Origin of the sequence: Chryseobacterium sp. ERMR1:04 (assembly GCF_001297705.1) — a bacterium.
GTDB lineage: Bacteria > Bacteroidota > Bacteroidia > Flavobacteriales > Weeksellaceae > Chryseobacterium.
Map to the genome: position 1 here is coordinate 182,605 of NZ_LIRF01000003.1, position 16,319 is coordinate 198,923.

A 16,319-nucleotide genomic window follows, 5' to 3' on the forward strand; every position below is an offset into this window, starting at 1 on the left:
TTTATTGGTAAGCATTTTTTCCACGAGTCTGAAAATGGTATTCTATCACTCTTATTTATTCAAACTCTATCGTCTCTAGGTTAGTATTAGACTGAATACCCAACTCAGAATTACGGAAAATCGTTATATTTACCAGTATAGAGATCACTTAGGAAATGCAAGAGTGAATTTTGCAAAGAATGAAGGAGGAAATCTTGAGGTCCTCGATACAAATAATTACTATGCATTTGGAATGAATCATATTGGCGGTATAAAAAGCTTATTGGGAGAATACCAAAATTATAAGTACAACGGCAAGGAATTGCAGGAAACGGGTATGTATGATTATGGGGCTAGAATGTATATGGCAGATATTGCAAGGTGGGGAGTCGTGGATGAACTTGCTGAAAAATCAAGAAGATTTTCTACTTATACTTACGCTTTAGACAATCCGATCATGTTTGTTGATCCGGATGGTAGAGAAGCTCAGGGATGTTGTGGCAATTTGTGGAATCTTGCCAAAACTTATTATTCTGGTATGTATCAAGGTGCAAAAGGTGCCGTAACAGAAACATATCACGGCGCTAAACAAATTGTTACTGATCCAGGGGGAACAGCTAAATCAATATATAATAATCCAGGAGGTATTTTGAAAGCAGGCATATCTAAATCTGTAGGTATGATGGCATCCGTAGCTGCTGCTCCTGCAATTGCAAGAGCTAGTCTACAATCAGGAGATGGAACGGTAGCAGGAAGAACTCTAGCTGAAGTGGGTATGATCGCGGGTACAGAAGGCGCGGGAAGCGCCCTAAGAGGGAGTTATATCAAAAGTAGGAGGTAGAGCGGCAAGAGTAGCTGGAAAAGCTTCTGAGGGCGTAAATTATTCTAAAATGCTTACTTCTACTAGTGAATTCGACCCTTCAAAAACTTTATTTAGAGGAACGACAGGCAAAGAAGCTGGAAGTAATTTTTTATTCCTAACTGATGCAGCAGCAGTGGCAGGAACCTATACTAATAATGGCGGGCAGGTTATGCAATATGATTTGAGTAATTCTGGATTGTATATGCTAGAAAAAACTGGAGAACTTGAATATAAAACTGGTTTACACATTGGCTCTAATACGACATCTACCGAATACTTATTCAAAGGGAAAAATTTAGTAAAAGCAGTTAATGGAGAAGCAAAACCACACAATCCTTAAAATCTAAGATTATGAGTAATAAAAATTTCTGTTGTGAAAAATTTGAATTTCGCTATAATGGTGAAAAGACAATGGGGCTAAATTTTCGAGTAGTAAAATATGGCGAAAAATTTCTTGAGAGAGAAGCTGAACTATATAATAAAAAAATAGAAAATATTTTTAATAAAGCGTATTTTGTTACGGATGGTTATAGTGGTCCTATTACTGATTTTAGTATAAAGAAAATGGTTATAAACTATTGTCCCTTTTGTGGACAGAAGCTCAGTGATTTTTATAAATCAGATGACTATTCTCAGGAAGTAATCGGATAATTAAACAGCTTTTGAGCAGATAAAAATAACCCACCGCAATTGTGGTGGGTTTTGTATTTATAGAGTATTGCAATATTTTCACGAATACGCTTTTCTTGTTTTACAATCACGGATGTAGGTAAGGGCAAAAAAAGATTAGATGTCCTTAATAAAACAATGGAATCCGTAACAAAAGGAGAGGGTAATATTTATAGAGTTGCTGCAAGCAAAGATATGAGCGCGGATGATAATGGATCTACAGTAGGAGGGAATAGTATTAGGATAGCAGATTCTAGAACTGACACTGAAATAGGAGCACATAAAGTTGGTCATAGTTTAGGGGCTGATCATAAATCAAGTGGAATTCTTACGTCTTCTGCAGGTGATCAAAACCGGTCAAATGATATTATCTCTTCAAATATTTCAGATGTTTTAGGTGGCTTTATCGGAAATTCATCTGATCCCAATAAAGCTAAAGAGACAAGTGGTGGATTAGGTAAAGCAACTATTCATCTTGAAAGCAATAATTTAAAAACAGATAAAGATTATAAAAAATTTAAAAATGGAAGCTTACAAGCAGCAGAGTAAATATTTATTAATTATTTTATTTTTGATTTTAAATAATAAAATTTTCTCACAATCAATAATAAATGACTCATATATAACTCAAGATACAATAGTCATTAAAAAGCCGATTATTGTCATTGTAAAAGGTTATGATGGTAAATTCATATTAAGTGAAGAATCTTTGAAAGAAACTGAAAATTTTCAAAAAGGAATTAATAATCAAAAAATTTTTTATATAATGATGATGGAATAGGTTTTATCAGCTCAATTGATAGAAAAAAAAATAATGTAAGCATTGGAGAATGTGGCTATATAAAAAGAGAGGAAAGAGGCAATTTGATAATATTAAAACTTCCTTTAGATATAAATAAATTCTATTTAGGCTTTGTCAAATTAAACTTTTATAATAAAAGAGTTATTACTTCAAATAATAAAAAAACATATTTGAAAGATGAAAATAATTTTAAACCTATACTATATCCTATATGTAAAGATTCTGAATAAAGTATTTTAGTATTCCCCAAGTATGTGCAAGCATCTCGCTCGTATCCCATTGGTAATTTATAATAAAAACCTCGTATTTTGCGAGGTTTTTGTGCTTTATAGTGCTGCAGAGTTTTCAGCAAAAAAATCTTTAAACTTTTTATTGGTCAGCATAGTCTTTACGATTTAAAAAAAGTAATTTTATTGCTGCTATATCAATATTAGGCAATCCAAGAATGAAACCTTTGTAACCATGAAAATAAAAGCTAAACAAAATTAAATGAAAATTATATTATTTGTATCCTTTATCCTGGTAATAAGCTGTTCATTTTATAAATTTCATGTTAGAAACATTGATCCTAGTAACACATATGAAATATTGAAAATCGATAGTACTAAAAATATGTATTTAATACAGATTAGAAACAGCAACATTCGGGAACTAGTCTTATCTGAAAAGAATTGTACATTAAAACTAAAGAATAAAATAATGGTCGGACAAAAATACCCCTTGAAAATTGATCCAATAGATGCGTATTTTAATGATGATGATTTTCAAAAGTTTGGATTTAATGTAGAAGATGTTGATGTAAAACCTCTCACAGAAGGTACTGTATATACAAGTGATAGTCTATGTGGGCTTTATATATCTGAATAAGCCCATGCTGATATCATTTTTGCATATAAACTGCAAAATAAAGAACGGGATAGCTTTTCGGAAATGAGATCAATCATTTTTTAATGGTATAAAAAATTAAAACCCCCAAAGCAAAACAACTCGCTTTGGGGGTTTAATATAATGTGAGTCAATAATCAATGAAGATTATTTACAAACCGATCAATATTTTATTCTTCAAGATCATATTTTTGAATAACCTTCTGAGAAACTCCAGTATTACTGAAACCACCATCATGGAATAGATTCTGCATCGTTACTTTTTTAGTAAGATCAGAGAATAGAGTTACACAGTAGTCTGCACACTCAAGAGCTGATGCATTTCCTAGTGGAGACATATCTTCAGCATATCCTAAGAAACCTCCGAAACCTTTTACACCGCTTCCTGCAGTAGTAACCGTAGGAGACTGAGAAACCGTGTTTACACGTACTTTTCTGTCGCCCCAGTAGTATCCGAAAGTTCTTGCAATACTTTCTAGGTATGCTTTGTTATCAGACATATCATTATAGTCAGGGAATGTTCTCTGAGCTGCAATGTATGAAAGGGCTAAAATACTTCCCCATTCATTCATACAGTCTTTTTCCCATGCCGTACGCATTACTTTATGGAAAGAAACTGCTGAGATATCCCAACCTTTTTCAGTCCAGTCGTAATTCATTTCTGTATAATGTTTCCCTTTTCTTACATTTACGGACATTCCTATAGAGTGGAGGATAAAATCTATTTTCCCGAATTTTGCGATTGCAGCATCAAAAAGTTTTCCAAGATCTTCTGTAGAAGTAGCATCTGCCCCTATAACTTCAGAACCTGTTTTTTCTGCTAAACCATTAAGTTCTCCCATTCTCAAAGCAATCGGAGCGTTTGATAGTATAAATTCAGCACCTTCTTCATGACATCTTTCTGCAACTTTCCATGCAATAGATTGTTCATTAAGGGCTCCAAAAATAATTCCCTTTTTGCCTTTAAGTAAACCGTATGACATAATTTTTTAATGTTTATTAATATATACAAATGTAGCAATAATTTGTGTTTAGAGCATAATAAAAAAACGGAGCCTTTGTAAAAAGGCTCCGTTTTTCTTGAAAATATTTAAATAACTGAAATTTTTAATTGGTTTTCTTGTTCCATTCTGCCTTTACATCTTCTGCGGCATCTTTGGTTTTCTCCCAAGCATCACTTGCATGATCTTTAACGCTATCCCAAGCATCAGAAGCATTTGCTTTTACTTTATCCAACCAATCTTCATGGCTTGCTTCCTCATCGTTCGCTCTTTTTTCATTGATATAATCCTTAGCTTTATCTGCTAATTCATTAACTTTCCATTTTGCTTTTTCAGCCGCATTCTCTAAAGAGTTCTGTGTGTTGTCTACTGCGTTTTCCGCTTTGTTGTAATCTGAATTATTCATAATGTTCAATATTTTTTGCGTGTTGACTAATAAATAAACAATAACCATTCCTAAAGTTCGAGGTGTTTGTTAAAATTTTCATAATATTTTTATTTTCATTTAAAAATTTTCAGAATCTGTTTTTTAATGGAGACTAACAGGTTACTCAATAGTATTTTAGTACATTGGAAGTAGGATGATTTAGAGATAAAACATCAAAATAATAAGATGAAAAAACGAGCATGATAGAAAATAGTTGATTTTTTGAAAGTTTTTAAGTTGAATTAATAGAGTAGGAGGCGTCAATAATTATGCGAAATTTTAAACAGTCTGTCGATTAATTTAATGATGAAAAATATAAAGTTTTTTATCTTTAAAAATGAAAAAACAATGATGAATTCTATAATTATAAGAATAATATAAAGTTTTAGTAACCATTCAAAACGCTGAAATTCCTTAAAATATAGAATGTTTTTCAAATTTGATATTAAAGTTTTATAAGAACGAAAATGATTCCGAATACTCTTAAAATTTATTTTACTCCTTTATAACGATCAAATTTCCAATTACTTTATTCAAAATCTTAAAAATATAATGCTTTAAACCATCCTATTTACAGATGCTTTAGACTACAAGATAAGAATAGAAATTAGCAATTATTGAATCAAAAACTGTTTCATTGAATTGTGAATAATTTAATTTTATTCACGATTTTGTGTTATTTATTTAATTATTAAATAATATTAAAATTGTTTTTTACTTATTTTTTTTCTTTAATGCCTATGGATAAAGGATCTATGAGAGGTGTTTAGAGTATGTTTTTCTCATTAAACGGTGATAAAGATATCTATTAATCACTACAGGGTGTTGTTATTGCGAAAAATGTAAAATATTTTATGTTTTATTGAAAATATCGTATATTTGCAATCGAAAATTAGCATTTAATAAACAAATATACCTTCGTGAAAAATTTTATTACAGCTGTTGGACTATTTTTAGTCTTTCATAGCTTCGCTTACGCCCAAGTTGGGATAGGTACCTCTGCTCCGAATGCCTCCGCAATGTTAGAAATTAACTCTAAAAATAAAGGATTACTTATTCCAAGCATCTCTCTAAGCTCATTAACAGACGCTACTACTATTTCATCTCCGGCAACCGGATTATTGGTTTGGAATAACGGATCTGGGAGTTTGGCTGCAACAGGGTTTTACTTTTGGAATAACAATCAATGGAACTTAATATCTAGTGGATCTGGTTCTAATAATGGAATTACCGGAGGTTCTTCAGGATGGAATACCACAGGATCAAATGCAGGTAATTATTCATCATCCAATACGCCTTTATCTTTAGGAACATCTACATTGGATGATTTGGTATTTAAAGTAAATGGTTCTACGATAGGAAGATTGGGAACTAATAACTCTATAAGTTTAGGAGTATCGGCTAGTGCAGCTCAAAACGGAATCGCAATAGGAAACTCAAGTGGTTCATATCAGGGAATTGCTATTGGAACAAACGCTTCTGTATCAGCTAATGAATCTGTGGCGATAGGAGCCAATACACAAATATCAGGATACCAATCAACAGCGTTAGGATTTAATGCGAAAGTGACAGTAAATGAAGCAACCGCGGTAGGAAATAATGCTGAGGCTAATGGTTTCCAGTCAACGGCAATAGGATATGGTGCAAAAACAACAACCAATGAGGCAACAGCAATTGGGAAAAACTCTACAGCAGCAGGTTTTCAATCTATTGCGCTAGGATATAATGCAAAAACAACTTCTAATGGGGAAACGGCGTTGGGAATTAATTCTCAGACCAATAATCAAAATTCAACAGCGTTGGGCTCTGGAGCTTCGGCAACGGGCCAATTTTCAACAGCTGTAGGATATGGTGCTTCTACAACACAACCTAATGCGATTGTTCTTGGGAATAATAACGCTTCTGTAGGAATTGGTACGAGTTCTCCAAATAATACAACGAAGATTGATGTGAACGGACAATATAAATTGGGAGAAAAGGGAAGCGTACAAAAGAATCAGATTACTTTTGAGATTTGGCCATCAGTTTCTATCAACAATTTAGCTTCCGGAAAAACAACAAGTTTGAGTTTTACAATTCCGGCAGCATATCAACCAACTTCAACAAAAGCATCTGTTGTCGTGTCTCCGGCTGGAGATTTTGCAGGAGTTTCTGATTTTGGAATTTTAAATCCAAGATTAACATCCACTTCAAACATTACGATTGCTTTAAATAATATTTCAGGGAATGCAGCAAGTCTTAATTCTGCTCATTTTTATGTAACGATTAATGAGTTTTAATACATTTGATTTTTGAATACTATTAAATATATGAATGTGGAGACTTCGAATTAATTTTTGAAGTCTCTTTTTTATCTCGTAGGGATGGAAAATTGCTAAGACGTAATTTTTAAGATATAAAGAAATATGACAAAGTCGCTGATGAAGAACGCTTCGTAAGAATCAATTATATTGATTCAATTCTTTGCACCCTTAAATATACAGTAGTGAAATAAATCTTTGCGTTGAAAAAACTTTCAACCTATTCTTTAATTACGAAAAGAATTGCCCATAAAAAAACAAGAAAGGATCTCAATATTGAAATCCTTTCTTTGTATCTATTTGAAAATTACTTAATAATTCTATCAAGAACCCAAGTAATAAGGTTCTTTTCAGAAGCATGATGATCTGCAGAGAATTCTCCACGTCTTCTGTTGGCAATTACATTATTTACGGTAATGGCTTTGTGTCCTAATAGTTTTGAAAGTGCATAGATTGCAGAAGTTTCCATTTCGAAATTGGTAACGCCTAGCTCATTTAAAGTTTCCAGGAATTTGTCATCCAAAGCTTTTAAACGAAGCTGTCTTCCCTGTGGAGCATAGAATCCTGGGAAAGTAGCCGTATTTCCGTGGTATTTGGCATCTTTATATAGTTCTCCTAATTCTTCTGACCAGTCTGCAAAATAAAGCATCGGTTTGATCTTCGCATACGGGAATTTCTCCATAAAGTTTCTTGAGAAATCATTTTCAAACTCATAATCTTGGTAGAAATGCATTAATCCGTCCAATCCAACAACATTTTGGGTAACCAGCATATTGTCAACCTGTACGTCAGGATTTACACTTCCACAAGTTCCCATACGGAACAACTGAAGAGACTTGTGTTCTTTTTTAAATTCTTTTTCTTTTAGATCGATATTCACCAAAGCATCAAGCTCGTTCATTACAATATCGATGTTTTCTGTACCGATTCCTGTTGACATAACAGAAATTCTTTCGCCACGCAACGTTCCTGTGTGGGTATAGAATTCTCTTTTGTTCTTTTTAACCTCTACTTTATCAAAATATTGAGACACTTTTGGTACTCTGTCCGGATCTCCTACAAGGATCAGTTTATCGGCAATATCTTCGGGTAAAAGGTTTAAGTGGTACACACTTCCGTCTTCATTCAGAACCAATTCTGAGGCAGCAAGTTTGTTTAGCATAATATGATTTATTTTTTTTGATCAATGAAAATAGCACCTTTATAAGGAGATGCTTCGAGTTCGTTAATAGAAGGATATTCTTTTACCATCTTTCTCTGCCCGTTAGAAATTTCGTAAACGATAACGGTTTTCTTTTCGTCTTTTTTTTGAGACGAGATCTCATACAAATGATTGTCTTTGTTGAGAATAGAAATTAATTCTTCTTTTGTAGATTGATGATAGGTATTGATTCCCGGAAAATCTACGGCAACATCTTTTAATGTTTTGTAGCTTTTGTAAGGTTGGGTTTCTCCGTTGGAATACAGATAAACTTTAGGAACAGGTTGGTCTTGTGCGAGGCGAAACAGATAATAATCATTACCCTTCTTTTCTGCGTAAACAGCCTTTTCCTGTCCCAGTTTTTGAGCAAAAGCAGCCAACGAAAAAAGTCCTGCCACAAAAGTCAGTAGTAATTTTGTTCTCATTTTAATATTTAATTTTGATTTGTTGTAAATCTTTAAAATCCTCCCCAATATCCTTTCTTCATTATTTTAAAACGGGTCTTAGAAAGTAGCGACCGTTTTTGAGTATGATGAATTTGATTTCGGGGTTTAAAATTAATAAAAATTCTTTGAAGTAAAATATAAACATTATTTAATCCTGAATTAAAGTTAAGATAACCTACGAATGATAGCTTTGCCGTTAAAAATTTAATGAGATCTTATCCGTTAGTTATCATCATTTTGTTGATGGGTTTTGCAATAATGTCATTTAATCCTACTGATACAGGTATAGAAAATGAAAATACCGTTGTTAATAAAGGGTTAACTGATTTTAAAAGCAGACTTGAGCAGCTAAAATTAGATGTACATCAATTTTCTGAGGATAAAATATCTCTTGAGGATTTACGAAAATCATTGAGTAATACCCGAAATTCTTACAAAGAAGTTGAGTTTTACATTGCTTATCATTATCCGGAATTTTCTAAAACTCATTTGAATGCAGCGCCTTTATTTCATATTGAGGCAGCGGGAACCTCGGCGTACACGTTGCCTCCGGAAGGATTGCAGGTTTTGGATGAATTAATATTTTCTGATGAAGCCGCGGAACAAAAAGAGGAAATAAAAACAATCACTAATTTCTTGTATAACAGTTATGCTAGTTTCTATTTAAGTTCTGTGAAAAATGGGTTGAGCAAAGGAAATAATAAAACTTTGCCTTTGCGAATTGAATTGATCAGGATTTATACATTAGGCGTAACGGGTTTTGATACTCCGGGTTCATTAAATATTTCTGAAGAAGCAAGCCATGCCTTGTTGGGAATGAAGAAATACATCAATAATGATGTTTACTTCAAAAACTATTCTGTTCAAAAAGCCAATGGGATTTTAACGGAAAGCATTGATTATCTTTCAAAAAATAAAGATTTTGAAACTTTTGACAGAATAGAATTCTATAAAAAATATATTCAGCCGCTGTATGAAGAATTTGGAAATTGGGATGGGAATTCAGATGATCTGAAAGAGTTTTCGGGTTGGAATGTGAAAAGTAAAAATCTTTTTGCAAGTGATTTCCTTGATCCTTATTTCTACACTCTGTTGAAATCTTCCGAAGATAATCCTGATTTGAGAACATTAGGAAAAGAGATCTTCTATGATCAAAACTTAAGTGAGAACAACAAAATGAGCTGTGCAACGTGCCATTTGCCTGAAAATGCTTTTACAGATTTAAAAACGAAATCTCAAAGTAATGTGGAAGGAAAAACGGTACTGAGAAATTCACCTTCTTTATATAATGCAGTTTTTGCCAAAAGGTTTTTCTACGATTTAAGAGCTTTTTATCTGGAGCAACAGGCGGAACACGTAATTTACAATGAAGATGAATTCAATACAAGCTATGAAAGCATCATTAAAAAATTAAAAACAAAGCCTGAATATAAGAAAGCGTTCCGTGCAGCTTTTAAAAATGGAGAAATAAGCAAAGAGAATTTTTCGAAGGCATTAAGTTCTTACGTGGCTTCTTTGTATTCTTTCGAAAGTGATTTCGATAAATTCATGAGAAATGAAAAAGAAATTTCTGATGATGCTAAAAAAGGCTACAATCTCTTCATGGGAAAGGCAAATTGTGCGACTTGCCATTTCGCTCCACATTTTTCAGGCTTGGTTCCGCCATTCTTTAATGAAAATGAATCTGAGGTATTGGGCGTGACCAAAAAGCCTTTGAATCAGCTTCCGATAGAACTAGATACAGATAAAGGAAGAGTAAACAGTCCTGTGAAAAAAGAAAATTCCTGGATCTATGAGAATTCATTTAAAACCGTTACCGTCAGAAATATTGCGCTTACAAAACCGTATTTCCATAATGGAGCTTTCAATACATTGGAAGAAGTGATGGATTTCTATAACGAAGGCGGCGGTGAAGGTGCAGGGTTGAAAATGAAAAACCAAACATTGCCTGCAGATAAATTAAACCTTACTAAAACCGAAATTAAGCAAGTTATTGCTTTCCTAAATACATTGACTGATATAAGTCAAACAAAAAAATAAAATATTTGTGAAAGGGTGGTTTAAAGAATGTAAAAGTTAACAATTGCAGTTCCTTATCCACTCATTCACTTTTTAATATTTTTTTAATTTAACATAAAATTAATCTAATTAACATTAGGTTCCTGATTTATTAATATTCAGCAAGATTTATTTAAAGTCCTATTAATAGAGGCTTCGTGATTAAAAAATAGTTTTGCAAGGTCTAATAAATCAAAATTAAAATGAAGAAAAAACTACTAACAATTGCAGCACTTGGATTAATGACAAGTTCTGTATTTCAGGCACAAACTTTTGTATTCAACAAAAATTCATCATGGAGCTACAAAGACAACAATCAGGCACAGGTTGCTCAATGGAAAGATAAAACTTTCGACATTTCAACTTGGACGGTAGGAGCAGGTCCTCTTGGTTATGGAGATCCTGTTACAACAACTATCAATTCAGGTCTTATCACGGCATATTTCGCTAAAGATTTCAATGTCAACTTATCTGACTTAAGTGACACAATGGAATTAGGTGTGATGAGAGATGATGGTATCGTGGTTTATTTGAACGGGGAAGAAGTGGTAAGAGACAATATGCCTGCTGGGGTAATTGATTTCAACACATGGTCTAGCACTACAATAGACGGCGCTGCAGAAAGTGTGTATAATATTTTCTCAATTCCAAAATCAAAATTCGTTAACGGAAACAACAGAATTTCTATCGAATTGCACAACAGAGGTGCGGCAAGTTCAGATCTAAGAATTGATGCTTATCTTAAAACAACAGGTCCAGTAACAAATCCTTCGGCTTGTAATTCAATGCACATCAGTTGCTTTACTTCTATTGTTCCAACAGGGCAAACTGGGAAATTAATCATTCCTACAGAGCATAAATATCAACTTGTTTTAAAAGAAGGAGATAATTACACAGAAGGAGGCGGATTAGTTGGCGGTCAAAATGACTTTACGGCGTATGTTGCTAAAAATGCAAGCAGCACCAACGGTTACCTTTCTGTAAATCACGAAACAAATCCGGGTGGGGTGACCATGGCGGAAATTAATTATAATGCTTCAACAAAGCTTTGGCAATTAACAAGATCAAGAGCGGTAAGTTTCTCAGCACCAAGTTTGGTACAGACAATCAGAAACTGTTCTGGAGGGGTTACTCCTTGGGGAACGGTGGTTACTGCTGAAGAATCTGTAACATCAAATGACACGAATGGGGACGGAATGAAAGACTACGGATGGTTGGTAGAAATTGACCCTGCAACAGCTCAGGTCATTTCTAAAAATGCAGACGGATCTAAAGGAAAACTATGGCAAATGGGTATTATGAACCATGAAAACGTGGTGATTAATAACGCAGGAACAATTGCTTATTACGGAGAAGATGGCGGAACGCACATGGTGTATAAATACATCATGGATACACCAAACAACCTTTCTTCAGGGAACTTATATGTGTTGAAATTAGATCAGGGATTAAGCACAGGAGGTGATCCTGTAGGAACTACTGCAACTTGGATTCAGGTTCCTAACAAAGAAAAAGCAGATCAAAATAATACAGCTACACTTGCTCAGTCATTAGGCGGAACAAGATTTAATGGAATAGAAGATGTAGATATCAGTCCATTAGACGGGAAAGTATATTTTACGGCAAAAGGATTAAACAAAGTATATCGTTTACAAGATAATGGAACTACCGCTTCCCAGGTAGAAACTTTCGTAGGAGGACTTTCTACTGTATATTCTTTCACAACAGCGCAAGGAACGAAATCTGAAGCTTGGGGAGATGGTAATGATAATCTTACTTTCGATGAATTAGGAAATCTTTGGGTATTGCAGGATGGTGGTAAAAATTACATTTGGGTAATTGCTCCAGATCACACACAGGCTAATCCAAAAGTGAAATTATTTGCTTCTATGCCGGCAGGATCAGAACCTACAGGTCTTACTTTTACACCGGATCATAAATTTGGATTCTTCTCTATTCAACACCCGGATTCTACGATTCTAACGGATGTAGATGCAACAGGAAATACAATTGATTACAGAGGGAAATCAGCAACGATCGTAGTGGCTCTTAAAGATAATTTAGGGACAACAGGTTCTTTAGGAACAATTGAGCACGTTGCAGAAAATACAGTAACCGTTGCTCCAAACCCAACTTCAGGTATGGTGAAAATCAATTCTGTAAAAGGGTTGAAAGATATTTCTGTAACAGCATATAGCATGGACGGTAAAATTGTCTTCACAAAGAAATTTACAGGTTCAAACAAATCATTAGATCTTGATTTCACTTCACAACTTGAAGTTTCAAGAGCATTGATCTTGAACATTGAAGCAGAAGGTTTCCAGAAAACAGTGAAACTTCTAAAAAAATAGTTATTAATAATTTTTTTGGCTGCCGGTAATTTATTATCGGTGGCTTTTTATCTTTTTATATGAAAAAACTTTTCGTTCTTATTTCTATGATATCGCTTTCTCAGGCAAAAGCCCAGATTGATCCTGTGAAATATCCTACGTATACCAATGTTGATGAGGCGTTGAAAAGCGGTAAAACGGTCTACAGTATGAGTTTCAGAGGTAAAGGATTATTTAATCTTCCTCCTGATATTAAAAAATTCAATGCGATATTTTTCCTGAATATCATGGGAAACAAATTAGAAAAAATGGATGACGAAATATTTTCATTAAAAGAATTGGAGATATTAAATGTCAATGAAAACAGCATTAAATTCATTCCGGATGAAATCGGTAATTTAGTAAAATTGACTTCTTTTTCTATTAATCTTAATAGCTTGACAAGCATTAATCCAAACCTGGCAAAACTTCAAAACCTGAAAGTAATCCACTTGGATGCTAACAGTTTAAATGTCTTTCCTGAAGTATTAATGAAGATTCCAACGTTAGAAGAGATTAATTTACAGGGAAATCAGATCAGTTTTATTGCTGATGATTTAGATCAGATTAAAAATTTAAAGTTTCTAAACCTTTCAGAAAATCAGATCAACGATTTAGGGAATCTAAAATTCCCAAAAGACATTAAATATTTAGAATTACAGCAAAACGCCATTGCCAAGCTTCCTGAAAATTTATTTCATTCAAAAAAATTGGAATTTCTGAACGTAAGCAATAATAATATAAAAGAAATTTCTCCTAAAATAAAAGGCTTAAAGAATGTGGTAAGTATGAATTTAGCAAACAATAATTTAAAAGACCTTCCAACAGAAATTAAATATTTGAAAAATCTTAAAACATTGATTCTAACAGGAAATCCAATGACAAAAAATAAAATTGAGGAGTTAAAAACCTTACTTCCTCAGGCGCAGATTTATTTCTAAACTTATCCGCCAACTCTTTTGGTTTTATAGCCCATTCCTTTAAGGATATCCATTATTTTATCACGATTATCCCCTTGAATGATGATCGTTCCATCCTTTTCAGAACCACCTATTCCCAGTGTGGTTTTTATTTTTTTTGAGATTTTCTTTAAATCTTCTTCATTTCCTTCCCAACCTTCAACAATTGTTACAGGTTTTCCATTTCGTCCTTTTTTCTCAAACTTACATACCAAAGGCTCTTTTTGCTTAAATTGTTCTTCGGGCATCTCAAAATCCTGCTCTTCATGAGTAGGAAAAAGGTTCTTCAATTGATCTCGTAAATCCATAGCGCAAAATTAATAATTATTTTTATTCCAAAGCAGGTAAATAAAAAGATTGAATTAAAAAATACACGCAATCATCTGCGTAAATCTGTGTAATCAACGGGAGAAAACAAAACTCAATCCAAATATTCGTAGAAATTTGTGTTTAAACTAATTTCCACGGATTGGTAAAGATGGTATGTTTTAAAATTTAAAAAAAATCAGCGCAATCTGCAAAATCAGCGAGAGAAAAAAATCAAAACTCAATCCTAACATTAGTGAAAGTTTGTGTAAAACATTTGCGTAATTTGTGTTTAAAATATTTCACATAGATTATATTTTAAATTTAAAAATCAGCTACAGAATAAACAAAATCTTTTAATAAAAATTTAAGTCTTTCAAATTCTTAAATTCATTCTAAAATAGATAAATTTGTAATATAAAAGTTATAAAATAATGTCAAAAAAAGCAATATTAGCGATCCTTGACGGATGGGGATTAGGTCTGAATCCGGATGTTTCAGCATTAGATAAAGCAAACACACCATTTATAGATAGTTGTTATACAAAATTCCCGCACACAACGCTCGAAGCGAGTGGTTTAGCAGTAGGACTTCCTTTCGGTCAGATGGGGAATTCTGAAGTGGGACACATGAATTTGGGAGCAGGAAGAGTGGTTTACCAAAATCTTGTTAAACTGAATATGGCGGTGGAAAACGGAACATTAGGTCAGGAGAAAGTCATTCAGGAGGCATTTGAATATGCTAAAAGAGAAAATAAAAAAGTACACTTTATCGGATTGGTTTCTAATGGAGGAGTACATTCACATATCAATCACTTAAAAGGATTTTTAACTGCAGCTCAGGAGTTTGGATTGCATGATAATGTTTTTGTTCATGCTTTTACCGATGGTAGAGACTGCGACCCGCATTCAGGATTTGGTTTTATTGATGAGCTTCAAAAGCATATGGATGCTACCACCGGAAAAATTGCTACCGTAGTGGGAAGATACTACGCAATGGACAGAGATAAAAGATGGGAGCGTGTAAAATTGGCTTATGATGCAATGGTGAATGGTGTTGGTTTACAATCAACGGATGCTTTAGCTTCAATCAAAGATTCTTATGATAATAGCGTTACAGATGAATTCTTAAAGCCAATCATTATGGTGCATACTACAGAAACCGGAAATGTGGTTCCTGTTGCCAAAATTACAGATAATGATGTGGTAATTTCTTTCAATTTCCGTACAGACAGAGGTCGTGAGATTACAGAAGTACTTTCTCAGCAAGACTATCCGGATTATTCTATGCGTAAGTTGGATCTTTATTATGTAACATTGACCAATTATGATAAAACCTACCAAAATGTACATGTTGTCTTTGATGAAAATGTTCTTCAGGACACGATGGGAGAGGTGTTAGAAAGAAATCATAAAACACAGATCAGAATTGCGGAAACAGAGAAATACCCTCACGTTACGTTCTTCTTTTCAGGAGGGAGAGAAGAGGAATTTGTGGGAGAAAGAAGATTGCTTTGTCCAAGTCCGAAAGATGTTCCTACGTATGATCTAAAGCCGGAAATGTCAGCGTATGATATCACGAATGCGATTGTTCCTGAATTGGAAAATGGCACGGCTGATTTCATCTGTTTAAATTTTGCCAATACCGATATGGTGGGGCATACAGGAGTTTTCGAAGCGGCAGTAAAAGCAGCTGAGACGGTGGATAAATGTATTGAGAAGGTAGCAACGGCAGCTTATGAAAACGGATATGCTGTTTTCATTTTGGCAGATCATGGAAATTCAGATGTAATGATCAATCCGGATGGAACTCCAAATACACAGCACTCAACGAACTTAGTGCCATTCATTGTAATGGATAAAGAACATACTTGGAACCTAAAACCTGGAAAACTAGGAGATGTGGCACCAACTATTCTTACCGCTATGGGAGTAGAAATCCCTGAAATCATGACTGGAGATATTTTAATTAGTTAAAATCAATAATAAAGTTAAAAAAATACCGTTATATTTATGTGACGGTATTTTTTATGATTTTTATCAGATGTTATGAGTC

Annotated in this window: 16 protein-coding genes; 11 read left to right on the forward strand and 5 right to left on the reverse strand. The window is 33.7% G+C overall.

The features are described from left to right. Positions 1-163 precede the first annotated feature (163 nt). The 6 genes from AMQ68_RS00890 to AMQ68_RS00915 all read left to right on the forward strand — a co-directional run bounded on the left by AMQ68_RS00890 (position 164) and on the right by AMQ68_RS00915 (position 3,179). On the forward strand, positions 164-820 hold the full coding sequence (locus tag AMQ68_RS00890) for an RHS repeat-associated core domain-containing protein (protein WP_054508757.1): 657 nt from the start codon (positions 164-166) through the stop codon (positions 818-820). Positions 821-869: 49 nt separating this feature from the next. Beyond that, positions 870-1,181, forward strand: coding sequence for a hypothetical protein (locus tag AMQ68_RS00895; RefSeq protein ID WP_054508758.1), 312 nt, complete (start codon positions 870-872; stop codon positions 1,179-1,181). Positions 1,182-1,192: 11 nt separating this feature from the next. Beyond that, positions 1,193-1,492, forward strand: a complete 300-nt coding sequence (locus AMQ68_RS00900; RefSeq protein WP_123905572.1) for a hypothetical protein — start codon at positions 1,193-1,195, stop codon at positions 1,490-1,492. A 156-nt stretch (positions 1,493-1,648) separates the two neighbouring features. Then, the gene (locus AMQ68_RS00905) at positions 1,649-2,059 is read left to right on the forward strand and encodes a hypothetical protein (protein ID WP_054508760.1); all 411 of its coding nucleotides are present in this window, start codon (positions 1,649-1,651) and stop codon (positions 2,057-2,059) included. Beyond that, positions 2,034-2,291: a hypothetical protein gene (locus AMQ68_RS00910; RefSeq protein ID WP_054508761.1), complete on the forward strand. Its 258-nt coding sequence runs from the start codon at positions 2,034-2,036 to the stop codon at positions 2,289-2,291. The genes AMQ68_RS00905 and AMQ68_RS00910 overlap by 26 nt, the downstream gene beginning before the upstream one ends. Before the next feature lie 510 nt (positions 2,292-2,801). Further along, positions 2,802-3,179 carry a hypothetical protein gene (locus AMQ68_RS00915; RefSeq protein WP_054508762.1) on the forward strand — a complete coding sequence of 126 codons (378 nt, stop codon included), beginning with the start codon at positions 2,802-2,804 and terminating at the stop codon, positions 3,177-3,179. A gap of 188 nt (positions 3,180-3,367) precedes the next feature. Here AMQ68_RS00915 and AMQ68_RS00920 read toward each other — a convergent pair whose 3' ends face one another. Both AMQ68_RS00920 and AMQ68_RS00925 read right to left on the reverse strand, forming a co-directional pair. Further along, complete coding sequence (locus tag AMQ68_RS00920) at positions 3,368-4,180, reverse strand: enoyl-ACP reductase (protein ID WP_054508763.1); 813 nt, start codon at positions 4,178-4,180, stop codon at positions 3,368-3,370. Positions 4,181-4,304: 124 nt separating this feature from the next. Further along, positions 4,305-4,604 carry a hypothetical protein gene (locus AMQ68_RS00925; protein WP_054509969.1) on the reverse strand — a complete coding sequence of 100 codons (300 nt, stop codon included), beginning with the start codon at positions 4,602-4,604 and terminating at the stop codon, positions 4,305-4,307. A gap of 941 nt (positions 4,605-5,545) precedes the next feature. Between AMQ68_RS00925 and AMQ68_RS00930 the strand changes: the two genes are divergently transcribed. Further along, positions 5,546-6,904, forward strand: a complete 1,359-nt coding sequence (locus AMQ68_RS00930) for a hypothetical protein (RefSeq protein ID WP_054508764.1) — start codon at positions 5,546-5,548, stop codon at positions 6,902-6,904. 328 nt (positions 6,905-7,232) lie between these two features. On the opposite strand, the gene AMQ68_RS00935 is transcribed toward AMQ68_RS00930, so the two are convergent. Then, positions 7,233-8,087: a nucleoside phosphorylase gene (locus AMQ68_RS00935; RefSeq protein ID WP_054508765.1), complete on the reverse strand. Its 855-nt coding sequence runs from the start codon at positions 8,085-8,087 to the stop codon at positions 7,233-7,235. An 8-nt stretch (positions 8,088-8,095) separates the two neighbouring features. After that, complete coding sequence (locus AMQ68_RS00940) at positions 8,096-8,551, reverse strand: hypothetical protein (protein ID WP_054508766.1); 456 nt, start codon at positions 8,549-8,551, stop codon at positions 8,096-8,098. Positions 8,552-8,779: 228 nt separating this feature from the next. Here AMQ68_RS00940 and AMQ68_RS00945 point away from each other — a divergent pair, with 228 nt between their 5' ends. The 3 genes from AMQ68_RS00945 to AMQ68_RS00955 all read left to right on the forward strand — a co-directional run bounded on the left by AMQ68_RS00945 (position 8,780) and on the right by AMQ68_RS00955 (position 13,940). Further along, on the forward strand, positions 8,780-10,612 hold the full coding sequence (locus AMQ68_RS00945; protein WP_054508767.1) for a cytochrome-c peroxidase: 1,833 nt from the start codon (positions 8,780-8,782) through the stop codon (positions 10,610-10,612). 221 nt (positions 10,613-10,833) lie between these two features. Further along, on the forward strand, positions 10,834-12,981 hold the full coding sequence (locus AMQ68_RS00950) for an alkaline phosphatase PhoX (protein WP_054508768.1): 2,148 nt from the start codon (positions 10,834-10,836) through the stop codon (positions 12,979-12,981). A gap of 59 nt (positions 12,982-13,040) precedes the next feature. Further along, complete coding sequence (locus AMQ68_RS00955) at positions 13,041-13,940, forward strand: leucine-rich repeat domain-containing protein (protein WP_054508769.1); 900 nt, start codon at positions 13,041-13,043, stop codon at positions 13,938-13,940. Between the two features lie 2 nt (positions 13,941-13,942). On the opposite strand, the gene AMQ68_RS00960 is transcribed toward AMQ68_RS00955, so the two are convergent. After that, complete coding sequence (locus AMQ68_RS00960) at positions 13,943-14,266, reverse strand: translation initiation factor (RefSeq protein ID WP_054508770.1); 324 nt, start codon at positions 14,264-14,266, stop codon at positions 13,943-13,945. 432 nt (positions 14,267-14,698) lie between these two features. Between AMQ68_RS00960 and gpmI the strand changes: the two genes are divergently transcribed. Continuing rightward, positions 14,699-16,240 carry a 2,3-bisphosphoglycerate-independent phosphoglycerate mutase gene (gpmI, locus tag AMQ68_RS00965; RefSeq protein ID WP_054508771.1) on the forward strand — a complete coding sequence of 514 codons (1,542 nt, stop codon included), beginning with the start codon at positions 14,699-14,701 and terminating at the stop codon, positions 16,238-16,240. Positions 16,241-16,319: the final 79 nt, after the last annotated feature.